Genomic DNA, 24,295 nt, shown 5'->3' on the forward strand with positions numbered 1-24,295 from the left:
GCTCGTTTCCCTTATTGCCCGATCAGCCAGTACCCGCCCATGAGCAGGATCAGACCGAGGATCATCGCAAACGCGTAGTGGTACAGATAACCAGACTGGACACGGCGCAAGCCCGAGGCGATGCGCTGGATCGTGCTGGCCGAACCGTCAATCAAAACACCATCGATTACAGCGGCATCGCCGCCCTTCCAGAACATGCGACCCAGAGCAACACCGCCACGCGCGAAAATCGCGAAGTAGATGTCGTCGACCCAGTATTTGCGATCGAGGATCGTCCAGATCGGCTTGAGCGCGCTCTTGATCTTGTCAGCCACCGACGGATTGAACAGGTAGATGTAGGTGGTCATCATGAATGCAGCAAACACCAGCCAGAACGGCAGTTGCGCAAAACCATCGAGACCCGCCTGCCACCAACTGTGGAAGTCCTTACCAACTTCTTCCAACACGTTGTTAGCGCTCTGCACGTGAATCGATTCGCCGAACCAGCCACCGAACAGCATCGGCTTGACCGTGAACATACCCACGAACAACGACGGAATGGCCAGCAGGATCAGCGGCAAGGTCACCACCCACGGCGACTCCTTGGGCGGATGATGCAGCACACCCTGCTCATGATGATCGTGGTCGTCGTGGTGATCATCGTGGCCGTGCGCATCGTGATGACCGTGATGCTCGACAACCTTGAAGCGCTCCTTGCCGTGGAACGTCATGTACATCTGGCGGAACGTATAGGTCGCCGTCACAAAGGCACCAACCACCACGCAGAAATACGCGTAACCGGAGCCCCAACGATGCGACTCGTGCACCGCATCGATGATCGAATCCTTCGAGTAGAAACCCGAGAAGAACGGGACGCCGCAAAGCGCGAGCGCACCGATCCACATGGTGATCCAGGTGATCGGCATGTACTTGCGCAGGCCGCCCATGTAGCGCATGTCCTGCTCATGGTGCATGGCGATGATCACCGAACCGGCGCCAAGGAACAGCAATGCCTTGAAGAACGCGTGCGTCATCAGGTGATACACGGCGCCAGCGTAGGCCGAAACACCCAGCGCGACGGTCATGTAGCCAAGCTGCGACAGCGTCGAATAGGCGACAACGCGCTTGATGTCGTTCTGCACGATGCCGATCAAGCCGGTGAACAGCGCACCGGTGGCACCGATCACCAACACGAAGCTGAGCGCCGTCTCCGACAGTTCATACAGCGGCGACATGCGCGCCACCATGAAGATGCCGGCGGTCACCATCGTCGCGGCGTGGATCAGCGCGGAGATCGGGGTCGGGCCTTCCATCGAGTCGGGCAGCCACACATGCAGCGGCACCTGTGCCGACTTACCCATCGCACCGATGAACAGCAGGATGCAGATCACCGTAGCGGCGTCCCACTGCGTGCTCTGGGTCACCGTGAGCGTCTTGCCGATCAGCGTGGGCGCCGCCGAGAACGCGGTGGCGTAATCCAGCGTACCCAGGAAATAAAGGATCGCAGCGATACCGAGCAAGAAGCCGAAGTCACCCACGCGATTGACGATGAACGCCTTGAGGTTGGCGAAGATCGCGGTCGGACGCTTGTACCAGAAACCGATCAGCAGGTACGACACCAGGCCCACCGCTTCCCAGCCGAAAAACAGCTGCAGGAAGTTGTTGCTCATCACGAGCATCAACATCGAGAAGGTGAACAGCGAGATGTAGCTGAAGAAGCGCTGGTAGCCGTCGTCATCGGCCATGTAGCCAATGGTGTACACGTGCACCAGCAGCGACACGAACGTGACCACCACCATCATCATGGCGGTAAGGCGATCGATCAGGAAGCCAACGGTGGCGGTGTATTTGCCGATCTCGAACCACGTGTAGATATTGTGGTTGTAGACCGGCGCGCCGCCCATCGTGATCTGGTACAGCACGTAGAACGACAGCCCGCAGGAAATCAGCAGACCCAGAATGGTGACGCTGTGCGCGCCGACGCGACCGATCTGCTTGCCCAGGAACCCGGCGAGCAGGCAGCCGACAAGCGGCGCCAGCGCGATGGTCAACAGAATGGAGGTGGAAAGTTCCATGTGCTCAACCCTTCATGCTGTCGATTTCGGCGACGTTGACCGTGCTCCGGTTGCGGAACAGCAAGACCAGGATCGCCAGGCCGATGGCGGATTCCGCCGCGGCCACGGTGAGGATGAAGAAAACGAAGACCTGCCCCGCCACGTCGTGATTGAAGCGCGAGAAGGCAACGAAATTGATGTTCACGGCCAGCAGCATCAGCTCGATCGCCATCAGCAACACGATGACGTTCTTGCGGTTGATGAAGAGGCCCGCGACCGAAATGCAGAACAGGATCGCGCCAAGCACGATGTAATGCGAAAGCGTAATCATGACTTGGACTCCTGGGCCGACGCGGGTTGGCTATCGACCGGACGTTCAGCCGCCATCTTGATGATGCGCACCCGGTCGCTGGCCTTCACCGCCACCTGCTCGCTGGCCTGCTGATGGCGAACACCGGTGCGCTGACGCAGCGTAAGTGCCACAGCGGCGATCACACCGACGGTCAGGATAAGCGCAGCGACTTCGAACGGCAGCAGGTATTGCGTGTAGAGCGCCATACCCAGCCAGGCCGTATTGGACATGCCCGCCGCAGTAGCTGGATTCACACCCATCGTCTGGGTATGCATGACGCGCACGCCGATCAGGCCGAGCATCTCGACCAACATGACGACGGCCACGATGAGGCCGACCGGAAGGTATTTCACGAACCCCTCGCGCAGCTTCTCCTGGTCGATGTCCAGCATCATCACCACGAACAGGAACAGCACCATCACCGCGCCGACGTAAACCACGATCAGCGCGATAGCGAGAAATTCGGCCTCAGCAAGCATCCAGATGCAGGCGGTGCTGAAAAACGCCAGCACCAGGGACAGCACGGCCTGTACCGAATTGCGCAGTGTGATCACCGACAGCGCCGCGATCACGGTCACCGCCGCGAAGGCGTAGAAGCAGACGAGTTGGAACACAGACGGATCAATCATCGATAGTGTCCTCAGCGATAGGCCGCGTCTTGCGCGCGTGCTGCCGCGATATCGGCTTCGAAGCGATCACCGATGGCCAGCAGCTGCAGCTTGTTCACCACGTTCTCGCCACGATGTTCGAAGTGGTATTCGTGCACGTGTGTTTCGACGATCGAATCCACCGGGCAGCTTTCTTCGCAGAAACCGCAGTAGATGCACTTGAACAGGTCGATGTCGTAACGCGTGGTGCGACGCTGACCATCGCTGGCGCGCGGCGCCGAGTCGATCGTGATGGCCAGCGCGGGGCACACGGCTTCGCACAACTTGCACGCGATGCAGCGCTCTTCACCGTTGGCGTAACGGCGCAACGCATGCAGACCGCGGAAGCGGTTGGATTTGGGAATGTGCTCCATCGGATAGCGCATCGTGTACTTGGGGCTGAACAGATACTTCCAGGTCAGCACCATGCCCTTGAGCAATTCGATGAGCAGCAGGCTTTTGAAATAGTTGGTAATGCGAGACATGGCTTTCTTTAGCCCCCCGTGCCGATGTGAACCCAGCCGTAGTACTTCATGCAGCCGGCGACGAACACCCACACGATGGCGATGGGAATGAATACCTTCCAGCCCAGACGCATGATCTGGTCATAGCGATAACGCGGGAAGGTGGCACGGAACCAGAGGAACAGGAACGCGAAGAAGAACGCCTTCGCCAATAGCCAGATGAAACTGGTGTGCCCAAGCACCGGCACGCTTTCCGGGAACGGACTCAACCAGCCGCCCATGAACAGGAGCGAAGCCAGGAAGCTGACCAGGATCATGTTGGCGTATTCGGCCAGGAAGAACAGCGCGAATGTCGAGCCCGAATATTCCACATGGAAGCCGGCCACGATTTCCGATTCGCCTTCCGCGACGTCGAACGGTGCGCGATTGGTTTCGGCCACGCCCGAGACGAAATAGACCACGAACACCGGCAGCAACGGCCACATGAACCAGTCCAGGATGCCCTTATGGCCGGCCTGTGCATTGACGATGTCGGTGAGGTTGAGGCTGCCCGCCAGCACCAGCACACAAACCAGGCACAGACCCATCGCCAGTTCGTAGGAGATCACCTGTGCAGCCGAACGCATCGCACCCAGTAGCGCATAGCGCGAGTTGGAGGCCCAGCCGGCGAGGATGATGCCGTACACACCCAGCGAAGTCATCGCGAGCAGATAGAGCAAACCCGCATTGGCGTTGGACAAAGCAAAGCGCGCACCGAAAGGTATCACCGCCCATGCTGCCAACGCAGGAATCAATGCCAGCAACGGTGCCGTGTAGTACAGGAACTTGTTGGCATTGGTGGGCAGGATCACTTCTTTGCAAATCAGCTTCACCACGTCGGCGAAGGCTTGCAGCAAGCCCAACGGACCGATCTGGTTGGGCCCCATGCGCACGTGCATCCAGCCCAGGACCTTGCGTTCCCAGTACACGTACAGCGCCACCGTGAGGGTGAGCGGAAGAACGACCGCCACGACCAGCAATATGGGAATGATTAGCTGATGGAGAATCTGATCGCCCATGATTTACGCCTTGCTCAAGGTGATGGCCGCGCCGTAAGGCGGCAGCGTCGCGGTCTGATCGTGTGCGGCTTCGATCCACACGGAACCATCGGGTACCGTCGCATCGATGACCAGCGGGAGGACGACGTTCCCCACTTTGACCTGACCACCGTCGGCCAGGCCCTGCCGCTGAGCTTCTTCCGCATTCACGCGCACGGCCGCTGCGCGATTGAGCGGATGCGCCTGCAGCGCGGTGGCGCGGCGAATCACAGCGTCGCTGCGATAAACCGGCCACGTAGCGAGACGGCTGAGACCTTGCACCGACTTGCGCGCGGCCAGTCCCTGCTTCGTCGCAACAACCTGTTCGGTAATGCCCGCACGCAGGCCAGCAAGATCGTCGAACTCGAAGCCGGCAAGCTTCATCTGGCCGCCGAGCGCACGCAGCACCTTCCAGCCGGCACGAACATCCTGGCCCGGCGCCTTGGCACCGACTTCCACGTGCTGAGCGACGCCGTCGACGTTCACGAGCGTGCCGTCGATTTCCGGCAACAGACCGATCGGCAGGATCACATCGGCAACGTCACGCAGCTCAGGCGTTGCGAACGCCGCAAACGCGACGATGTGCTGCGTGCCGTGCAGCGCGTTGACCACCGCCGAACCATCGGCGAAGTCGTGCGGCAATTCCAGGCCATAAAGCACATAAGCCTTGCGCGGCTGAGCCAGCATGGCCTGCGCATCGAGACCGCCGTTGCCCGGCACCACGCCGACTTTGGCGAGACCGACGGCGTTGGCACCCGCCGGCAGCTCGTTGTAGGCGGCACCCGTCGCTTCGGCGACGAAGCGCGCGATGGCACGAAGCCACGAGGCCTGCGGATGCGTGACCGCGGCGTCGCCGAGGATCACCACCGCCTGACCGGACTTCAGCGCGGCAATCGCATCGCTATCGCCCTGATCGTTCGCCGCGCCATTGATGGCGTCGGCCAGATGCGCCGGAGCCGTTGCACCCGCAGCGACCGCTGCCTTGGCGAGCGACAGCAACGCATCGACCAGCGCATGCGGCGCAACGATGGCTTCGCCGGCCAGCTTGTAGTTGAAGTGGAATTCCGCCGGATTGACGGCGTAGACCTTGGCGCCCTTCTTCACCGCCTGATGGATGCGGTGGTTGAGTAGCGGCATTTCGTAACGCAGATTGGAGCCGACCAGCAGCGCAGCCTTCACCTTGTCGACGTTGGCGACGGCCATGCCGAACGGTTGCGCCACGGCGTTGTCGGCGAAATCGAGCTGGCGCAGGCGGTGATCGATGTGCGCACTGCCCAGGCTGCGAGCGAGGCGCACCAGCAGGTCGCCTTCCTCGTTCGTCGTGGACGGATGCACCAGCACGCCGAGATCGTTGCCCGATACTTCCTTCAATGCGGCGGCGGCGGTGTTGAGCGCGTCTTCCCACGTCGTACCCTGCCAGCGACCGTTGCGCTTCACTTCCGGCGTGCGCACGCGATCGGCGGCGTAAAGACCCTGATGGCTGTAGCGGTCGCGATCCGAAAGCCAGCATTCGTTGATGGCTTCGTTGTCGCGCGGCACGGTGCGCAACACTTCGCCGCGACGCGTGTGCAACCAAAGGTTGGAACCCAGCGCATCGTGATACGCGATCGACGGCTTGGCGACCAGTTCCCAGGCACGCGCCTTGAACTGGAACGGTTTGTTGGTCAGCGCACCGACCGGGCATACGTCGATGATGTTGCCCGACAGCTCGGTCTCCAACGTCTTGCCGATGTAGGTGCCGATCTGCAGGTTTTCACCGCGGCTCATGCCACCCAGTTCGTAGGTACCGGCGATTTCGCTGGTGAAGCGCACGCAGCGCGTGCACTGGATGCAGCGGGTCATCTCGGTGGCAACCAGCGAGCCGAGGTTTTCGTCGGCGATGGTGCGCTTGCGTTCGGTGTAGCGCGACACGCTGCGGCCATAGCCGAGCGCCACGTCCTGCAGTTCGCACTCGCCGCCTTGATCGCAGATCGGACAGTCGAGCGGATGGTTGATCAGCAGGAATTCCATCACGTCGCGCTGGAACTTCAGCGCTTTTTCCGTGCGGGTCGTGACCTTCATGCCCTCGGCCACCGGCGTAGCACAGGCCGGTTGCGGCTTGGGCATCGGACGACCGCCCATTTCGACGTCGACCAGGCACATGCGGCAGTTGGCGGCGATCGGCAGCTTGCGGTGATAGCAGAAACGTGGGATCGCGATGCCGATGGCGTCAGCCGCCTCGATGATCATCGCGCCCTTGCGGATCTGCGTGGGCTTGCCATCGATCTCGATGTTCAGGAGATCAGGCGCGGTATTGGCTGGCTGCGCACTCATGCAGCAACTCCACGGCGGTTTTCGGCAAGCCGGTCTTCGGTCATCGAGCGACCATGCTGCACGTAGTATTCGAATTCATTCCAGAACTTGGCGAGGAAGCCTTGCACCGGCCACGCGGCGGCTTCGCCGAACGCGCAGATGGTGTGGCCCTCGATCTGGCCGGCGATGGCCTTGAGGCGATGCAGGTCGTCCTGCGTGCCCTTGCCTTCCACGATGCGGCTCAGCACGCGGAACATCCAGCCGGTACCTTCGCGGCACGGCGTGCACTGGCCGCAGGATTCGGCGTGGTAGAACTGCGAGATGCGATGGCAGGCCTTCACCATGCAGGTGGTCTCGTCCATCACGATCACCGCGCCGGAACCGAGGCCCGAGCCCAGCTTCTGCAGGCAGTCGTAATCCATGGTGGCGGTCATCATTTCCTCGGCATTGAGCACCTTCATCGAAGAGCCGCCGGGAATCACCGCCTTGAGTTTGTTGCCGTTGCGCACGCCACCGGCCAACTCCAGCAAGTCCTTGAACGACGTGCCGAGGCGAACTTCGAAGTTGCCCGGATGGTTGACGTGGCCGGACACCGAGAAGATCTTCGGACCGCCATTGTTCGGCTTGCCGAGGTTGAGGAACCACTCCGCGCCGTTGCGCAGGATCGCCGGCACCGAGGCATAGGTTTCGGTGTTGTTGATCGTGGTCGGCTTGCCGTACAGGCCGAAATTGGCCGGGAACGGCGGCTTGAAGCGCGGCTGGCCCTTCTTGCCTTCGAGCGATTCCATCAGCGCGGTTTCTTCGCCGCAAATGTAGGCGCCGGCGCCGAGTGCGCCGTAGATGTCGACGTCGATGCCGCTGCCTTGAATGTTCTTGCCGAGCAGGCCGGCCGCGTACGCTTCCTTCAATGCCTCTTCGAAGTGTTCGAAGGGTTCATGATGGAATTCGCCGCGCAGGTAGTTGTAAGCCACCGTCGAACCGGTCGCGTAGCACGCGATCGCCAGACCTTCGACCACCGAATGCGGGTTGTAGCGCAGGATGTCGCGGTCCTTGGCGGTGCCGGGTTCGGATTCGTCGGAGTTGCAGAGAATGTACTTCTGCATGTTGCCCTTCGGCATGAAGGACCACTTCAAACCAGTGGGGAAGCCCGCGCCGCCACGGCCGCGCAGGTTGCTGTTCTTGACGATATCGACGATCGAGGCGGGATCGGGCTTCTCGGCGAGGATTTTCTTCCACGCCTTATAGCCGTCCATTTGCAGATAGCTGTCCATCGCCCACGGCTTGTCGAAATGCAGCGTGGTGTAGACGACCTGGTGTTCCTGGGGTGCGGGTCCGACTGCCATTGCCCTGCCCTTACTTGAGACCGTCGAGAATCTCGTCGACCTTTTCGGTCGTGAGACGCTCGTGGTAGTGACCATTGACCGTCATCGCCGGCGCATACACGCAGGCAGCGATGCACTCTTCTTCTTTCTTCAGATACACGCGGCCGTCAGCCGTGCTTTCGCCCGCCTTGATGCCGAGCTTCTTCTCGCAGTGACGCAGCAGATCTTCGCCGCCGTTGAGCCAGCACGAAATGTTGGTGCAGACGGCGACGTTGTGACGTCCGACCGGCTTGGTTTCCAGCATCGAGTAGAAGCTGGACACTTCGTAAGCCCACACGGCGGGCACGTCGATGTACCTCGCAACGGCCGTGATCAGTTCATCGGTGAGATAACCGTGGTTCTGTTCCTGCGCGGCGAACAGCGCCTGGATCAGCGCGGAGCGCTTGCGATCCGGCGGGAACTTGCCCAGCCAATGATCGATGTGATGACGCGTATGCTCGTTGAGCACGACGAGCGGATCGACGTTCTTGACCTGCTCGTAATTTCCGGTGACTTTCATGGTTTCGTTACTCCGGGCTCAGCGATCGACTTCGCCGAACACGAGGTCATAGGTGCCGATCACCGCCACGGCATCGGCCAGCATGTGGCCGCGCACGAGGGCATCCATCGACGACAGGTGGGCAAAACCCGGTGCGCGCAGGTGTACACGGAACGGCTTATTCGCGCCGTCGGAAACCAGGTAGCAACCGAACTCGCCCTTGGGGGCTTCAACCGCGGCGTAGGTTTCACCCGCCGGCACACCGTAACCTTCGGTGAAAAGCTTGAAGTGATGAATCAGCGCTTCCATGTCTTCCTTCATGGCCTCGCGCTTGGGCGGCGCGACCTTGAAGTTTTCCACCATCACGGGGCCCGGGTTGGCTCGCAGCCAAGCCACGCACTGTTTGATGATGCGGTTGGACTGGCGCATTTCTTCGACGCGCACCAGGTAACGGTCGTAGCAATCGCCATTGACGCCGACCGGTATGTCGAAATCTACATCGGCGTACTTCGCATACGGCTGCTTCTTGCGCAGATCCCAAGCGATACCGGAACCGCGAATCATCGCACCGGTCATGCCCCACTGCTGGGCAAGTTCGGGCGACACGACGCCGATGCCAACGGTACGCTGCTTCCAGATGCGGTTGTTGGTGAGCAGCTCTTCGTACTCATCCACCTTGGTCGGGAAGTCCGAAGTGAAAGCATCGAGGTAGTCGAGCATCGAGCCTTCACGCCAGCTGTTGAGGCGTTTAAGATCGCTGCCCTTGTGCCACGGCGACTCGCGGTACTGCGGCATCTTGCCGGGCAGATCGCGATACACGCCGCCGGGGCGATAGTAGGTGGCGTGCATACGTGCGCCGGACACGGCTTCGTAGCAGTCCATCAGCTCTTCGCGTTCGCGGAAGGCGTAGAGAAATACCGCCATCGCGCCAAGGTCGAGCGCGTTCGAACCCACCCACATCAGGTGATTGAGGATGCGGGTGATCTCGTCGAACATCGTGCGGATGTACTGCGCACGCTCCGGCGCCTGAATACCCAGAAGGGTTTCGATGGCGCGCACATAAGCGTGCTCGTTGCACATCATCGACACGTAGTCGAGACGATCCATGTAGCCGATCGACTGATTGAACGGCTTGGATTCGGCCAGCTTCTCGGTACCACGATGCAGCAGGCCTACGTGCGGATCGGCGCGGACGACGGTTTCGCCGTCCATCTCCAGCACCAGGCGCAGCACGCCGTGCGCAGCGGGATGCTGCGGGCCGAAGTTCATCGTGTAATTGCGGATTTCTTGCACGCTCATGCTCAGTTCTCCCGCCAGTGGTCGGCGGCTTCCGCCTTGGCCTGGATCAGGTCGGCGTCGTCGCGGATCACGCGCGGGACGAGCACGCGCGGTTCGATCGAAACAGGTTCATAGACCACACGCTTCTGCTCGGGGTCGTAGCGCACTTCGACGTTGCCGATGAGCGGGAAGTCCTTACGGAACGGATGGCCGACGAAACCGTAGTCGGTCAGGATGCGGCGCAGGTCCGGATGGCCGTCGTAGATGATGCCGAACAGGTCGAACGACTCGCGCTCGAACCAGTTCAGGCCCGGCCAGGTATGCACGAGCGACGGCACCACCGGAAGACTGTCGTCTTCGCAGAACACGCGCACGCGCAGGCGTTGATTGAGTTCGATCGACAGCAGATGGACGACGGACGCGAAGCGGCGCGGGATCGCAACATCGCGCGGACGGTCGGCCCACGTGAAGCGACCGATGGCCTCGCCCTCCACGCCACGCGAGAAGCCGGTACTGGTGACGTCGGTGGTATCCCACTCCGTCTGACCGTAGCCGAGATAATCGACGCCGCACAGATCGACCGCTTCCGTGAAACGGAAGCCGGGCTCATCGCGCAGCGCGGTCGCGACAGAAAGCAGGCTGGCCGCGGCAACTTCCGCCGTGGTCTGGCCGTGCGAAACGGTGACTTTCACCAGATCGCCGAATCGCGCGGAGAGGCGCTCGACCAGCGAGTTCGTTTGTGTATCGCTCATGACGACGCCTTTCAGGAACGCGCGATGGTGCTGGTACGACGGATCTTCTTTTGCAACTGCAAAATGCCGTGAATCAACGCCTCGGCCGTGGGCGGGCAGCCAGGCACGTAGATGTCCACCGGGACGATTCGATCGCAACCGCGCACCACGGAATAGGAGTAGTGGTAATAACCGCCACCGTTAGCGCAGCTGCCCATCGAGATCACCCACTTCGGGTCGGGCATCTGGTCGTAAACCTTGCGAAGCGCAGGCGCCATTTTGTTGACCAGCGTGCCGGCCACGATCATCACGTCGGACTGGCGCGGGCTGGGACGGAACACCACGCCGTAGCGATCAAGGTCCAGACGCGCAGCGCCGGCGTGCATCATTTCCACCGCGCAGCAGGCCAGGCCAAAGGTCATCGGCCACATCGAACCGGTACGCGCCCAGTTCATCAGCGCATCCACGGTGGTGGTGACCGCGCCGCGCTGGATCACGGGGTTGTCGCCAGCCGGACGCAGAATGTCGTCGACCACGTTCAACGGCTGCGGGTTGTGCATCACCCGATCAATGGCGGAGATCACTCCCATTCCAGCGCTCCCTTTTTCCACACGTAGGCAAAACCGATCACCAGCAGCAACAGGAACAGGCCCATTTCAATGAGCGCAACGATGCCGATGTGCTGGAACACTACCGCCCACGGAAAAAGGAAGGCGATTTCCAGATCGAAAATGATGAAGAGAATGGCGAGGAGGTAATAGCGCACGTCAAACTGCATGCGCGCATCCTCGAAGGCCTCGAAGCCGCACTCGTACGGCGAGAGCTTGTCCGATTCGGGGCGACGCGGGCCGACCAGCAGGCCGAGCGTGACGAGGACGATACCCATTCCGGCGGCGACCGCGATGAACAGGAGGACGGGCCAATATTCGGCAAGCACGGTTTAACTTACCTCCGCACCTCAGTGGTGCATCAGTGACCGTTGGGGTAAACGGTCCGGAGTTCGATTCAGCGGGCTGTCCAGCCCTGTACGCTGACATGCAGAATGCAGGTGCTCGACGATCCTCGGGACGAGCCCGGGGATCGGGATATTGTATCAGCGCGTACGGGTGCGCCGACAAGCCTTGTGTGGCGCAACATGGGACATTTCTTGCAGTAATTGGATATTTCTAACAATAACTTTCAATAAGGCGCCTATGGTGAGGCTCCTAAGTTATCGACCGGCATGATCCCCTGCCCCGTGAAGCATGCGGCGCAAGTTACCGCGATGGAACTACATCGTCTGCGTAGGGCGTTCCGAACCCAGCACACCGGCAAGCAACGACTCGATACGGCCACGCGCCGCTTCGCCATCGTTCGATTCGTTGAATTGCACGCCGATGCCGGCCGTACGGTTGCCTTGCGCGCCGATCGGCGTGATCCAGACAACCTTGCCGGCGACGGAAAGACGTTCGCTTTCGTCGATCAGGCTGATCAGCAACACCACTTCATCGCCCAGCGAATAACGCTGCGCAGTGGGCGCAAACAGGCCGCCATGCTTCAAGAACGGCATGTACGCGTTGTAGAGCGACGTGGTGTCCTTGAACTTCAGCGAGATGATGCCCTGGCGGGCGGCGACCGGGTTCATGCCTGCTCCTGCCGTGCGGCGCTGTCGGCGGTTGTCGAGATCGCATCGTAACCACCCGACCTCTTTAGCGCAAAGCCGTGATCGCAGGGAACCGCCAACACGGCCTCACAAAGCATGCCAACCCCAGTGATCGAAGATCCACGGTGTGGGCCAATCCAGGTGAAGCTTGGCGAAGGCGGGTTTCGGCAGCGGATGTCCCGAAGGCCATGTGAATCGGTATGTGCCATCCGGGTCCCTGGCGATGGGCGCATCGATCCAGCGCCAATCCTGGACGCCGGCTGGTGTAGCCACCATCAATCGGAGCCAGCGCCCAAGCGCACTCGGGGGTCGCCAAGGCAGTCGCAGGTCGCCAGCGGCGGTGTCGGCCGCCATATAGCGTTCCGGACCGAGTGCCAGGCGTCGCATGCGCCTGCCACTCAGCGCCATCTGCGTCTGGTTCTCTTCGAGTGCCCGGGACTTGCGTTGCTGTTGATCCGCCGCAGCCTCGACAAGGATGGGATAACGCTCCGTGTTTGCCTCGCCGTGGACGGGATAGGCAAGCAGCGTCGGCGCGGAAGGCATATCACTCAGCGCCAAGCTGCACAGCACGTGCGCCGCACCGTGATCGGGATGGCGGTCATCCAGAGCCGGGCAGCAGATCACGCTGGGCTGAAATTCCTGCAACTGCGCACGGATCGCCGCCATGGAACCGAACGCATCGTCACGAAGGCGATTCGTGATGCCCATATCCGACCAGCCGAGGGGATGTAGCGCGGAAGCAGGCACGCCCAACTGCGCGATGGCGTGCATGACTTCCGCTCGACGCCGCACTCCCCAACGCTTGCGGGCCGCATCGTCAATGCGCAATCGACGCTCGATAAAGCGTTGCGGCCAAGGGTTGTTGTCGCCGTCCGTCAACAGCAAAAGCCGGACCATCCCTCCTGCCGCCAGCACCTGCTGAACGAGCAGTCCGCATCCGATGGTTTCGTCGTCCGGATGCGGCGCCACGACCAACAGACGGGTCTGCGCGGAAACGGACAACGGCTGCATCAGCGCCAGCGCCCCAGCAACTCCAGCAACAACAGGTCGCCACGCAAAGGTCCGCGCAACGCTTCGCGCGTGCGATTCGCCGCGTCGTACCATGCTCCCAGACTTTCGATGTCGAGTGCACTGGAAAGCGGACCAGCCTGCGTCGCCGCGCGAGCGCGCATTTCGTCCGCGACGGCTTGCGCGGCAAACCACAGTCGTTGCTGGGGTGCGTTGTCGAGCCAGCGCCGGCCCATCTCCATGGCATCGCCGCGTCCGGCGGCAAGCGCGGCCAGGTCTTTGCGAACCTCCTGCCGCTGAGCCAGGGCGCCCTCTTCCGCCCAGATGCGCGCAAGCCCCGGATTACCGCCGGCGGCCGCCAGCGCGCCTGCGGCATCGCTCACACCGGCGCTCTGCAACCAGGCAAGCGAATCGGCCTGCGTGGGCAATTGAAAATCGATGCGCTGGCAGCGGCTGCGGATGGTCGCCGGCATGCGCCAGGGTTCGTCGGCCAGAAGAATCAGCATGGTCTGCGAGGCCGGCTCTTCCAGCGTCTTCAATAGCGCGTTGGCCGCTGCCGCGTTCATGGCATCGGCCGGATCGATGCTGGCGATCTGCCAGCCGCCGAATTGGCTGGACGTGGAAAGGCGCGCGGAAAGCTCGCGAATCTGATCGACCACGATTTCCGAACGCTGCACGCCGTCCTTGCGCAGGCCATAGCTCAACGATACGACATCGGGATGCGTACCGGCATTCACCAGCAGACAGCTGCGACACGTGCCGCATGCGTCGCCGTTCGTCGCGTTCTGACACAAAAGCCCGCGCACGAAGCGCTGCAGAAAATCACGTTTGCCCAATCCGCGTGATCCGCACAGCAACAACGCGTGCGGCAATGCATGACGTTCGCGACGCGCCTGCAGACGCGCCCAATGATCGGCGTGCCACGGAGGGATACTCATGCGTGCGTCTCGAACAAATGCGCCATGGCGGCTGTCGCCGCCCGCAGCACGTCATCGGGAGACAAGCTGGCGTCGATGACACGCCAACGTTGCGGCTCGGCATGGGCCCGCTCGCGATAGGCCTGTCGAACGCGCTCGAAGAATGCATCGGCTTCGGTTTCGATACGATCCGCCGCACCGCGGCCTGCGGCACGCGCGCGACCTGTGGATACCGGCAGATCGAGCAGCAGGGTCAGGTCGGGCTTCAATCCCGCGCACGCCCAGCGTTCCAGCTCTGCAATGCGTTCCTGCGGCTGACCACGCCCGGCACCTTGATAGGCGTAGCTCGCATCGACATAGCGATCGCACAGCACCCAGTGCCCGGCGTCCAGCGCCGGCAGAATGCGTTCGCGCACCAGTTGCGCGCGAGCGGCGAACATCAGCAGCAACTCGCTTTCGGGACTGATATCCGGATGCGAAGGATCAAGCACGATCGCACGAATCGCCTCGCCCAGTTTCGTGCCGCCGGGTTCGCGCACCTGCAGCAGGTCTACGCCATGCTGTTGCAAATAATCGCGCAGCCCGGCCAGCAAGGTGCTCTTGCCTGCACCTTCGCCACCTTCCAGCGTGATGAAACGTCCTCGCTTGGTCATTGGCAGTGCTTCAGCTGATAACAGGCCACGTTGCGATTCTGCTCCTCGAGCGTGTCGGCAAAGATATGCGTACCGTTTCCTTTGGCCACGAAATAAAGCGCCGTGCCGGATGCCGGATGCAGTGCCGCTTCGATCGCCGGCTTGCCGGGCATCGCGATCGGCGTGGGCGGCAAGCCGAGTCGCGTATAGGTGTTGTAAGGCGTATCCGTGGTCAGATCGCTCTTGTGGATCGTACCGGCATAGCTGGCGCCCATTCCATAAATCACGGTGGGATCCGTTTGCAGCAGCATGTTTTTCTGCAGGCGACGCGTGAACACTCCGGCCACCTGCGGACGCTCGTCAGCGCGGCCGGTTTCCTTTTCCACGATGGAAGCCAGGATCAGCGCGTCGTATGGTGCCGCCAACGGCACGCCGGGATCGCGCTGGGCCCACAAGGCGTCGAGCGTTTTTGTCATGGCCGCATGCGCGCGTCGCAGCACATCCAGATCGCTGTCGCCCTTCACGTAGGCATAGGTTTCCGGAAGGAACCATCCTTCGGGCTTCTGTCCGGGCGCGCCGATCTTCTGCATGATCGTGGCATCGTCCATGCCCACGGTGTCGTGCTGCAGCTTGTCGGCTTTGTTCAGCGCCTGCAGCACATCGTGGAACGTCCACCCGTCGACGATGGTGACGTCACGCTGCAACACCCTGCCCTGCGCCATGTTGGTCAGCAGTTGCTGCGGCGTGATCCCGGGAGCGATGGCGTATTCGCCCGCGTGCAACCGTCCGGCCACGCGCATGCGCTCGGCAAGCAGTCGCCAGTAAAACGGGGCTGCCGTGCTCAGTCCCTGCGCGCGCAATTGATGCACGATGTCCTTGAAACTGGTTCCTTTGCCGATTTCGACGCTTTCGCCCGACGCACTGACACGTAGCGGCGTGTCGCCAAAGCGCGTGAAATCTCGCCAGAACCAGGTAGCGGCAGCGACGAATGCCAGCAACAGGACCAACAGGATAAGGCGCCACGACACGCGCCCATGGGTTGCACCGCCTCGATTCATGCCTGCTCCGTCGGAAAGCCCAAATCGCGCCAATGCCGCTGCATGGCGCGGGTTACCGGGCCGGGAGCGTACACGGTATTGCCCACGGCCTGAACTGGCAGGATGCCGCGAACGCTGGAACTGAGGAAGAGCTCCGAGGCTCCCAGGCATTCCGACAACGGCAGATCACGGACTTCGCAGTTGCCAAGGACGTCGAGCACCGCCGCGCGAGCCACGCCCGCGACGCCGCAGCGATCCACCGCCGGGGTCACCGGCACACCGTCGACAACGGCGAAAAGATTGGCCGCCGTCGCCGATATCGCATGGCCATGCTGATCGCACACCAAGCCTTCGGCCAGGGCCGGGTCGCTCCACTCGGCCCGCGCAAGCACCTGCTCCAGCCGATTCAGATGCTTGATCCCGGCCAGCAAAGGCTGATCGGCAAGCGTGGTATGGCATCGGTGCATGCGGATGCCATCGCGGTAGGTCTGCACGGATAGAGCCGGCATGGCGAACGCACCGACGATGCGTGTCGCAACCACCACGGAAGGCGGCGCATAGCCCCGCTCGCCTACCCCGCGAGTCATGGTAATTCGCACCACCGCGTCTTCGAACTTTTTCTTGACCTGTTGCGCTTCGTCCAGAAGTTGCTGCGCATCGGGACACGGTATCCGCAGGCGCTCGCACCCGGAACGCAGACGCTTCATGTGTCGATGCCACAAGGGAGCTGTGCTGCCGACGAACCGAATCGTTTCAAACAAGCCGTCGCCGTAGCTCAATCCTCGATCAAGTGCCGACACGCTTTCCGCAGGCTGGCCATTGATCAGCATCATCAACCGGCGACTCCCAGCGCTCGCAACATGCCGCGAGCCTTGGCGCGCGTTTCTTCCAGTTCTTTCGACGCAATCGAATCGGCAACGATGCCTGCGCCGGCGCGGAGACTTGCGCGGTTGCCCTGCAGTGTCAATGTGCGAATGAGGATGTTCAGGTCGAGGTCGCCATTGCGATCGAGGTAGCCCAGCGCACCGGTGTATGCGCCGCGCGGAGCATCTTCGAGCGCGGCGATGATCTCCATGCAACGCACCTTGGGGCAACCCGTGATCGTGCCGCCCGGAAAAGTGGCTGCGATGACCTGGCCTGGCGTCACGCCATCGCGCAAGCGTCCGCGCACATTCGAGACGATGTGATGCACGTGCGCGTAACTCTCGACGACCATCAACTCGTTTACCTCGACCGTGCCCGGACGACAGACTCGGCCAAGGTCGTTGCGCTCGAGATCGATCAGCATGACGTGCTCGGCGCGCTCCTTGGGATGTGCGCTGAGTTCCCGGATGCGCGCAAGATCGTCGTCCCCCGCTACGCGTGGCCGTGTACCCGCAATCGGGCGGGTTTGTGCCATGCCGCGTCGCACTTCGACCAGCCGTTCGGGTGAAGAGCTGACGATGGCCCAATCGTTCTGCTGCAGCAATCCCGCAAACGGTGCCGGGTTGGCCCGACGCAACGCCGCGTAGAGACTTGCGGCCGAAGGCGCTTCGGCGAAGCGCGCACGCCAGGCGCGGGAGAGATTGGCCTGAAACACATCGCCTGCGTGCAAATGTTCGTGGACGCGTGCCACGCCATCGAGAAACAAAGATGGTTCGTCTTCCTCGATGGCCTCAGGCGCCGCAAGCGACGGGATGACCGGCTCGGCGCCCAGATCGGCCTGCATCGCATCCAGCAGCGCCGCTTGATCCGCTTCGGCGACGAGTACGGTTCGATCGTGCAGGTGATCGACAATGATCGCCGCCGGACAGCGCACTGCCAGCGCCATGGGCAATTCGTCCGAATGACGCAGGCGCAGGGACGGTTCGATCTCCGCAGCCAGTTCATACGCCAGCAGCAGAACCCAGCCGCCGTGGAACGGCAATCCGTCATCGGCATGCCGCGGCAGACGCTCCGCCTGCCACGCAGCATCCAGCGCGTCGAGAAATCGCCCTTGGCTGATGCGTCCGTCGGCGCCGTGCACGCCGCCATCCGCATCAAGGCTCAGCGCGCTTTGCGGAAACGCGAAAAGGATGTCGTAACGCGCGTGCGCACTCGCGCGCGTCACGCTTTCGAGCAACGCGGGATAGCGCTCTGGAAACGCAGCGGCCGGCGCGAGAAGGTCGCGCCGGCCGGCGAGTGTGCGGGTAACGCAGGTCACTAGATACGACGGAAGGCGAGCGTGCCGTTGGTACCGCCGAAGCCGAACGAGTTGGAGATGGCGATATCGATCTTCGCCTCGCGCGCCGTATGGGGCACGAAATCGAGATCGCAGCCTTCGCCCGGTTCATCGAGGTTGATCGTGGGCGGCAGCACCTGATCGCGCAGGGCGAGAATGGTGAAGATGGCTTCGACGCCACCCGCGGCTCCCAGCAGATGGCCTGTCGTCGACTTGGTGGAACTGATGGCCAGCTTGTACGCGTGATCGCCGAACACGCGCTTGGCCGCCAGCACTTCACCCAGATCGCCCAGCGGCGTCGAGGTGCCGTGTGCGTTGACGTACTGCACATCGGTCGGATTGATCCCGCCATCACGCAGCGTGTTTTCCATGCAGCGTGCTGCGCCTTCGCCGCCTTCGCTGGGGGCCGTGATGTGATAGGCGTCGCCACTCATGCCGAAGCCGATCAGCTCGGCATAGATGCGAGCACCGCGTGCCTTGGCGTGTTCGTATTCTTCCAGCATCAGCACGCCAGCACCGTCGGAAAGCACGAAGCCGTCGCGATCCTTGTCCCAGGGACGGCTCGCCTTGTGCGGCTCGTCGTTGCGGGTCGACATCGCCTTGGCCGAGCAGAAGCCCGCCATCGCGGTACCGGTGGTTGAGAATTCGGCACCGCCGGCGATCATCGCGTCGGCATCGCCGTATTGGATCATGCGCGCGGCCAGGCCGATGTTGTGGGTGGCCGTCGTGCATGCGGTCACGCATGCGATGTTCGGGCCCTTCAGGCCAAACATGATCGACAGGTGACCCGAAACCATGTTGATGATCGAGCTGGGCACGAAGAACGGCGACACGCGGCGCGGCCCTTTTTCATGCAGCTCGATGGCTGTGTCTTCGATGGTGTTGAGGCCGCCGATGCCGGCGCCTACGGCCACGCCGATGCGCGGTGCGTTGGCTTCCGTCACTTCCAGCCCGGAATCACGCAGGGCCTGCGTGCCTGCCGCGACGCCGTAATGGATGAATGGATCCATCTTCTTGACGTCTTTGGGGGGCATCCATTGCAGGGGATCGAAGTCGCGCACCTGACCCGCAATGCGGGTGGCATACGCGGTGGCATCGAAGTGCGTCACCTCGCCGATGCCACTGACGCCTTTGAGAATGTTGTCCCAGGCGGTGGCGATGTCGTTGCCGACCGGCGAGATGATGCCCATGCCGGTCACTACCACTCGTCGTTTGCTCATGGATCTGTTTCCTTGCTGGTTCTGGAAGGATCAGCCGCCAGGCATCACCATCCGATGCACGTCGACTCCGCACACCATACGGGATCGGACGTTACATATTGCAGAAACGAAAACTGCGCCTTGATGGCGCAGCTTCCGGTATCGCTACGTGGAACATGGGACGCGATGTGCGTCGCCGCCACGAGGATCATTCCTTGGTGTGGGCCCTGATGTAATCAACGGCCTGCTGCACGGTGGTGATCTTCTCGGCGTCTTCGTCGGGGATTTCGGTTTCGAATTCCTCTTCGAGCGCCATCACGAGTTCAACCGTGTCCAGCGAATCCGCGCCCAGATCGTCCACGAACGAAGCGTTCGCCGTGACCTCATCTTCCTTCACGCCCAGCTGCTCGACGACGATTTTCTTGACGCGTTCTTCGATGGTGCTCATGTTGCCTTTACCTCCCAAGGGGAAATTGTCCGTCTTGCCTGGCTTTTGGCCGGCAAAGTCTGCGGCATTGTAGTGGCTAAGCCGCGAAGCCGCCAATTATATGCCAGGGAATGCAAGCCGCCACAGCCCCGCGCCGGCGCGAAGACGCCGATTGTCACCCAAAACGGGCTCCGTGACGACTTTTTCATCTCACCCGGCCCCAACGGGCCGGGAAATTCAAACGGTGCGATGAAAGACACCGCATACGAAGAGCGAGCTTGTGCCCGTCCCGGCGTTTTCAAGGCATGTACATGCCGCCGTTTACGTGCAAAGTCTCACCGGTTATATAGCCGGCCGCCGGCGAAGCGAGGAAGCCGACCGCCTTGGCGATATCGGTGGCCTCACCCAGACGTCCAAGTGCGATCTGCCCCAGCAGGGCTTGTTTGGATTCTTCAGGCAGGCCCCGGGTCATGTCGGTATCGATGAAACCGGGCGCGACCACGTTGACGGTGATGCCGCGCGATCCGATCTCGCGAGCCAGCGACTTGGAGAACGCAATGATGCCCGCCTTCGCCGCGGCGTAGTTTGACTGTCCAGGGTTGCCGGTCAATCCGATCACGGAGGCGATCGAGATGATGCGTCCCTTGCGTGCCTTCATCATCCCGCGCATGACGCCCTTCGACAGGCGATAGACGGAGGTGAGATTGGTATCGAGGATGGCCTGCCAATCCTCATCACGCATGCGCATCAGCAACTGGTCGCGCGTGATGCCTGCGTTATTGACCAGGATCGACACATTGCCGAATTGCTTGGCGATCTCGTCGATCAGGGCATCGACGGCAGCAGGATCGGTGACATTGAGGACGCGACCATGACCACCATGCGCCGCGAGGCGTTCGCCGATGGCTGCCGCGCCGGATTCGCTGGTTGCGGTGCCGATGACGGTGGCGCCCATGGCGGCGAGTTCATCGGCAATGGCAGCGCCGATACCGCGGCTGGCGCCGGTCACCAGCGCGACTTCACCTTGCAGTGTGCTCATTCTTCGATTTCCTTCAATGAAGCGAGATTCGAAACGTATTCAAGCCCATTCGCTACGCGCAGCATCCAGATCGGCGGGCGTGCCGATGGCACGCGCCTCGACGCTCTTGTCGATACGCTTGATCAAGCCGGCCAGCACTTTGCCCGGGCCGCATTCGGCCGCGCGCGTCGCGCCGCCGGCAACCAGCGTTTGCACGCATTGCGTCCAGCGCACCGGCAGATACAGCTGGCGCTGCAAGGCACCGCGGATATCGTCGAGCGATGCATAGGCGCGCGCCTCGGCATTTTGCACCACCGGAATGACCGGCAACTGCCACGCGATGGACGCCATGCGCTCGCCGAGCTTGTCGGCTGCTTCGCGCATCAGCGCGCAATGCGACGGTACGGAAACAGCAAGCTTCACGGCCTTCTTTACGCCCAATTCGGCGAGCCTGGCCAAGGCGCGATCCACCGCCTCGGCATGACCGGCGATCACCAGCTGACCGGGCGAATTGAAATTGGCCGGCGCTACAACTTGCCCCTGCGCGACTTCTGCACAGACGGCGGCAATCTGCTCATCGTCGCCACCGAGAATCGCCGCCATGGCACCGACACCCGCGGGCACGGCCGCCTGCATGAGACGACCGCGCTCAGCCACCAGAGCTGCCGCATCATGCAGCGACAAAGCATCGGCGCACACCAGCGCGCTGTATTCGCCAAGGCTGTGTCCCGACAACTGTGCCGGCTTCGCGCCGCCGAGCTTTTGCCACACGCGCCATACGGCAACGCTTGCCGCAAGCAAAGCGGGCTGCGTGTTTTCAGTGCGGTTGAGCTGATCTTCCGGCCCCTGCTGGCTCAATGCCCACAGATCGACGCCGGCGCCTTGCGAGGCCTCATCAAACGTCGCCTTCACATCGCCATGGGCGGCAGCCAGTTCGGCCAGCATGCCAACCGATTGCGAGCCCTGACCTGGAAAAACGAAAGCTAGCGAAGCGGAACTCATGGAAAGTCGATTTCCCACTGGGTGAAAAACGCAATGGTGCCAGCATCGACGCGCATACGCAGCCGTATTCGTAAATCGTCCTTCCGAGGCCGCTCAACCTGCTGAAAGGACTTGGCGACTACGCAGCGTCGAGCGTCCTGGCACCGAACACGAACGATGCCGTAACGATCTTGCCGGCCCGCACCTCATACATGCAGACCAGCTCGATCCGTCCAAGCCCTTCGGGAAACGTGCGCGATACGTACTCGTGATCGATCATCATCTCGCCCATCGCGACGCGCTTGAGCAACCTTGCGTGCAAGTTGGGCTCCGCGAAGCGCGACTCGGCCCGTGCACGAATTTCAGCGTGCCCGGAAGCAAGCAGCGTGGCGGGATGCTCGAATTGCCGCGCGTCCGGAGCATACGTGCTCACCCACGCATCGAGATCATGCGCGTTGTAAGCGTCCAGTTGACGCTGGACAACCTGCTCGGGCGTGTCGACATCGCACATGGGCGAACGACAGCGACTCAGTAACGCAGCAGCGCCGATGCCCAGGTAAATCCGCCGCCGAAGGCTTCCAGCAGCAGATTCTGGCCACGTTTCACCTTGCCCGAACGCACGGCGCTATCCAGCGCCAGCGGCACGGAGCCCGACGATGTGTTGGCATGCTTGTCGACGGTCACGATCACCTGCTCCATCGGCATGTTCAGGCGCTTGGCCGTCGCTTCGATGATGCGCAGGTTGGCCTGGTGCGGGATCAGCCAATCCAGCTGCGATGCTTCCATGCCTGCGGCGGCGAGCGTCTCCTCGACGAGCGAGTCGAGTGTCTTCACGGCCACCTTGAACACTTCACGGCCGGACATGCGAATGCGCACGCCGTGGTTGGGCTCGTCCTTGAAGCCGACGGAAACGCCGACCGGGTTGTACAGCAGTTCCTTGTGGCCGCCATCGGCATGCAGACACGTGGCATAGATGCCTGGCTCGCTGGAAGCTTCCAATACCACGGCACCCGCGCCGTCGCCGAACAACACGCAGGTTTCGCGCTCGGTCCAGTCGACCATGCGGGTCAGCGTTTCAGCGCCGATCACCAGCACTTTTTTCGACTGGCCGCTGCGAATGAATTTGTCCGCAATGCCTAGTGCGTAGACGAAACCGGAACACGCCGCATTGACGTCGAATGCGGGACAACCGTTGGCGCCGAGACGATGCTGAACCAGGCAGGCTGTCGACGGAAAAATGATGTCGGGCGTGGTGGTGCCCAGAACGATCAGGTCGATCTCGGAAGCCTTCACGCCGGCCGCATCAAGCGCACGCTGCGCAGCCAGCGTGGAAAGGTCGCCCGTGGTCTCGCCTTCCGCCGCGACGTGGCGCTGGCGAATGCCGGTGCGGGCGTGGATCCATTCGTCGCTGGTGTCGACGAATTTTTCGAGATCGGCGTTGGTCAGAATGCGCTCGGGCAGCGCACTGCCGGTGCCCAGGATGCGGGAGTAGAACTGTGCCATTGAGTATCCATCGACAAGCGGAAAGTGCTACGCGCCATCCGCCTTGCGGGTGACCGGGCACGCTGGAACCGCAACGTTACGTTGCCGGAAGCCAGAACGCAAAGCGGCGCGTCACCGCGCCGCCATGCGAAACCGGATCCCGGAGCCTGAAGGCTCTCAGGGGCTCAGTCTTCCTCGACCACCGACACGTTGGTGTCGATCACCTTCTTGCCGCGGTAATAGCCATCGGCCGTCACGTGGTGACGACGATGCACTTCGCCGCTGGTCGGATCGGTGGCCAGCTGCACGGTGCTCAGCTTGTCGTGCGAGCGACGCATGCCGCGGGTGGACGGGGTCTTGCGGCTCTTTTGAACGGCCATGGTGGTTCTCCAGCTCTAAATCAGTTCTTTTTGAGTTCGCGCAACACCGCGAACGGGTTATCGGAACGCTCTTGGGCGGGAACTTCTTCCGCCGGCGGGCGTGTGACTTCTTCGGGCAGTTCGCTGTCCGGATTGACCGGCACCAGCGGCAGCGCCAACAGCAATTCGTCCTCGATCACATCGATCGGGTTCAGCTTGTCGTCCTCGGCGACCAGCAGTGGCTCGCATCCTGCCGGCAACGCGGATTCCTCGCGCTCGGAACGGATCAGACCCAACCGACTATCCACCGTGACCGGCATGACGAACGGTTCGAGCGTGCGCTGGCAGACCAGCCACAAAGGCGCCTGAACACGAACGTCGACGTATGCCGTGCCGTACTCGTCCCGACCGAAATCGAGCTCATACGTGGCCAAACCTGCATCATCCGCCAGCACTTCGCAGAGGCGAGGCATTGCGGCGATGGGCAGTGACCCCTGAAACGAACGCCGCGCCGAAACCATGCGCCAAGCGTCCACGGACTCTGGCAGTGTCGCGGACATAACCGGGAAATAGTAAGTTTTCAGGGAGTTGAAGTCAACCGGACCGGTTTTACGCCGACGGGGAGCAAACCCCGTCACGCCACCCGCCATCCGGCTTTGC

27 protein-coding genes are annotated in these 24,295 nt (G+C 62.1%); all 27 read right to left on the reverse strand.

What is annotated here, in order from left to right; genetic code table 11:
• Positions 1 to 11: 11 nt before the first annotated feature.
• The 27 genes from nuoL to DWU99_RS04605 all read right to left on the reverse strand — a co-directional run bounded on the left by nuoL (position 12) and on the right by DWU99_RS04605 (position 24,285).
• A complete protein-coding gene (nuoL, locus tag DWU99_RS04475; RefSeq protein ID WP_115476768.1) occupies positions 12 to 2,054 on the reverse strand; it encodes an NADH-quinone oxidoreductase subunit L in 2,043 nt (680 codons plus the stop codon).
• 4 nt (positions 2,055 to 2,058) lie between these two features.
• A complete protein-coding gene (gene nuoK / locus DWU99_RS04480; protein ID WP_115476769.1) occupies positions 2,059 to 2,364 on the reverse strand; it encodes an NADH-quinone oxidoreductase subunit NuoK in 306 nt (101 codons plus the stop codon).
• A complete protein-coding gene (locus tag DWU99_RS04485; RefSeq protein WP_199535695.1) occupies positions 2,361 to 3,014 on the reverse strand; it encodes an NADH-quinone oxidoreductase subunit J in 654 nt (217 codons plus the stop codon). Before DWU99_RS04485 ends, nuoK begins: the two co-directional genes overlap by 4 nt.
• Before the next feature lie 11 nt (positions 3,015 to 3,025).
• Entirely contained in the window at positions 3,026 to 3,517 is a 492-nt protein-coding gene (gene nuoI / locus DWU99_RS04490; RefSeq protein ID WP_115476770.1) for an NADH-quinone oxidoreductase subunit NuoI, read from the reverse strand.
• Positions 3,518 to 3,525: 8 nt separating this feature from the next.
• Positions 3,526 to 4,554 (reverse strand): NADH-quinone oxidoreductase subunit NuoH, encoded by a 1,029-nt coding sequence (gene nuoH, locus DWU99_RS04495; RefSeq protein WP_115476771.1) that lies wholly within the window; start codon positions 4,552 to 4,554, stop codon positions 3,526 to 3,528.
• Between the two features lie 3 nt (positions 4,555 to 4,557).
• On the reverse strand, positions 4,558 to 6,885 hold the full coding sequence (nuoG, locus tag DWU99_RS04500) for an NADH-quinone oxidoreductase subunit NuoG (RefSeq protein WP_115476772.1): 2,328 nt from the start codon (positions 6,883 to 6,885) through the stop codon (positions 4,558 to 4,560).
• Positions 6,882 to 8,207 (reverse strand): NADH-quinone oxidoreductase subunit NuoF, encoded by a 1,326-nt coding sequence (nuoF, locus tag DWU99_RS04505; protein WP_115476773.1) that lies wholly within the window; start codon positions 8,205 to 8,207, stop codon positions 6,882 to 6,884. Before nuoF ends, nuoG begins: the two co-directional genes overlap by 4 nt.
• Positions 8,208 to 8,217: 10 nt before the next feature.
• The gene (gene nuoE / locus DWU99_RS04510) at positions 8,218 to 8,745 is read right to left on the reverse strand and encodes an NADH-quinone oxidoreductase subunit NuoE (RefSeq protein ID WP_115476774.1); all 528 of its coding nucleotides are present in this window, start codon (positions 8,743 to 8,745) and stop codon (positions 8,218 to 8,220) included.
• An 18-nt stretch (positions 8,746 to 8,763) separates the two neighbouring features.
• The gene (locus DWU99_RS04515; protein WP_115476775.1) at positions 8,764 to 10,023 is read right to left on the reverse strand and encodes an NADH-quinone oxidoreductase subunit D; all 1,260 of its coding nucleotides are present in this window, start codon (positions 10,021 to 10,023) and stop codon (positions 8,764 to 8,766) included.
• Positions 10,024 to 10,025: 2 nt separating this feature from the next.
• Positions 10,026 to 10,754, reverse strand: a complete 729-nt coding sequence (locus DWU99_RS04520) for an NADH-quinone oxidoreductase subunit C (protein ID WP_115476776.1) — start codon at positions 10,752 to 10,754, stop codon at positions 10,026 to 10,028.
• An 11-nt stretch (positions 10,755 to 10,765) separates the two neighbouring features.
• Positions 10,766 to 11,323 carry a NuoB/complex I 20 kDa subunit family protein gene (locus DWU99_RS04525; protein ID WP_115476777.1) on the reverse strand — a complete coding sequence of 186 codons (558 nt, stop codon included), beginning with the start codon at positions 11,321 to 11,323 and terminating at the stop codon, positions 10,766 to 10,768.
• Positions 11,314 to 11,670, reverse strand: coding sequence for an NADH-quinone oxidoreductase subunit A (locus DWU99_RS04530; RefSeq protein ID WP_115476778.1), 357 nt, complete (start codon positions 11,668 to 11,670; stop codon positions 11,314 to 11,316). Before DWU99_RS04530 ends, DWU99_RS04525 begins: the two co-directional genes overlap by 10 nt.
• A 333-nt stretch (positions 11,671 to 12,003) precedes the next feature.
• A complete protein-coding gene (locus DWU99_RS04535; RefSeq protein WP_115476779.1) occupies positions 12,004 to 12,357 on the reverse strand; it encodes a PilZ domain-containing protein in 354 nt (117 codons plus the stop codon).
• Between the two features lie 105 nt (positions 12,358 to 12,462).
• Positions 12,463 to 13,386 carry a PIG-L family deacetylase gene (locus DWU99_RS04540; protein ID WP_115476780.1) on the reverse strand — a complete coding sequence of 308 codons (924 nt, stop codon included), beginning with the start codon at positions 13,384 to 13,386 and terminating at the stop codon, positions 12,463 to 12,465.
• Positions 13,386 to 14,321 (reverse strand): DNA polymerase III subunit delta', encoded by a 936-nt coding sequence (holB, locus tag DWU99_RS04545; RefSeq protein WP_115476781.1) that lies wholly within the window; start codon positions 14,319 to 14,321, stop codon positions 13,386 to 13,388. Before holB ends, DWU99_RS04540 begins: the two co-directional genes overlap by 1 nt.
• A complete protein-coding gene (gene tmk, locus DWU99_RS04550) occupies positions 14,318 to 14,953 on the reverse strand; it encodes a dTMP kinase (RefSeq protein WP_115476782.1) in 636 nt (211 codons plus the stop codon). Before tmk ends, holB begins: the two co-directional genes overlap by 4 nt.
• A complete protein-coding gene (gene mltG, locus DWU99_RS04555; RefSeq protein WP_115476783.1) occupies positions 14,950 to 15,990 on the reverse strand; it encodes an endolytic transglycosylase MltG in 1,041 nt (346 codons plus the stop codon). Before mltG ends, tmk begins: the two co-directional genes overlap by 4 nt.
• The gene (gene pabC, locus DWU99_RS04560; RefSeq protein WP_115476784.1) at positions 15,987 to 16,802 is read right to left on the reverse strand and encodes an aminodeoxychorismate lyase; all 816 of its coding nucleotides are present in this window, start codon (positions 16,800 to 16,802) and stop codon (positions 15,987 to 15,989) included. The genes mltG and pabC overlap by 4 nt, the downstream gene beginning before the upstream one ends.
• A complete protein-coding gene (locus DWU99_RS04565) occupies positions 16,802 to 18,151 on the reverse strand; it encodes an aminodeoxychorismate synthase component I (protein ID WP_115476785.1) in 1,350 nt (449 codons plus the stop codon). The genes pabC and DWU99_RS04565 overlap by 1 nt, the downstream gene beginning before the upstream one ends.
• On the reverse strand, positions 18,151 to 19,389 hold the full coding sequence (gene fabF / locus DWU99_RS04570) for a beta-ketoacyl-ACP synthase II (RefSeq protein ID WP_115476786.1): 1,239 nt from the start codon (positions 19,387 to 19,389) through the stop codon (positions 18,151 to 18,153). The genes DWU99_RS04565 and fabF overlap by 1 nt, the downstream gene beginning before the upstream one ends.
• A 187-nt stretch (positions 19,390 to 19,576) precedes the next feature.
• Positions 19,577 to 19,816 carry an acyl carrier protein gene (acpP, locus tag DWU99_RS04575; RefSeq protein WP_115476787.1) on the reverse strand — a complete coding sequence of 80 codons (240 nt, stop codon included), beginning with the start codon at positions 19,814 to 19,816 and terminating at the stop codon, positions 19,577 to 19,579.
• 277 nt (positions 19,817 to 20,093) lie between these two features.
• Positions 20,094 to 20,834 carry a 3-oxoacyl-ACP reductase FabG gene (gene fabG, locus DWU99_RS04580; RefSeq protein WP_115476788.1) on the reverse strand — a complete coding sequence of 247 codons (741 nt, stop codon included), beginning with the start codon at positions 20,832 to 20,834 and terminating at the stop codon, positions 20,094 to 20,096.
• A gap of 39 nt (positions 20,835 to 20,873) precedes the next feature.
• The gene (fabD, locus tag DWU99_RS04585) at positions 20,874 to 21,815 is read right to left on the reverse strand and encodes an ACP S-malonyltransferase (RefSeq protein WP_115476789.1); all 942 of its coding nucleotides are present in this window, start codon (positions 21,813 to 21,815) and stop codon (positions 20,874 to 20,876) included.
• A gap of 118 nt (positions 21,816 to 21,933) precedes the next feature.
• Positions 21,934 to 22,305, reverse strand: coding sequence for a nuclear transport factor 2 family protein (locus DWU99_RS04590; RefSeq protein WP_115476790.1), 372 nt, complete (start codon positions 22,303 to 22,305; stop codon positions 21,934 to 21,936).
• 17 nt (positions 22,306 to 22,322) lie between these two features.
• The gene (locus DWU99_RS04595; protein WP_115476791.1) at positions 22,323 to 23,297 is read right to left on the reverse strand and encodes a beta-ketoacyl-ACP synthase III; all 975 of its coding nucleotides are present in this window, start codon (positions 23,295 to 23,297) and stop codon (positions 22,323 to 22,325) included.
• Positions 23,298 to 23,461: 164 nt separating this feature from the next.
• Complete coding sequence (gene rpmF / locus DWU99_RS04600; RefSeq protein ID WP_115476792.1) at positions 23,462 to 23,656, reverse strand: 50S ribosomal protein L32; 195 nt, start codon at positions 23,654 to 23,656, stop codon at positions 23,462 to 23,464.
• A 20-nt stretch (positions 23,657 to 23,676) separates the two neighbouring features.
• Positions 23,677 to 24,285, reverse strand: a complete 609-nt coding sequence (locus DWU99_RS04605) for a YceD family protein (protein ID WP_325048458.1) — start codon at positions 24,283 to 24,285, stop codon at positions 23,677 to 23,679.
• Positions 24,286 to 24,295 lie beyond the last annotated feature (10 nt).

Origin of the sequence: Dyella psychrodurans (assembly GCF_003363265.1) — a bacterium.
GTDB classification, from domain to species: Bacteria; Pseudomonadota; Gammaproteobacteria; order Xanthomonadales; family Rhodanobacteraceae; genus Dyella_B; species Dyella_B psychrodurans.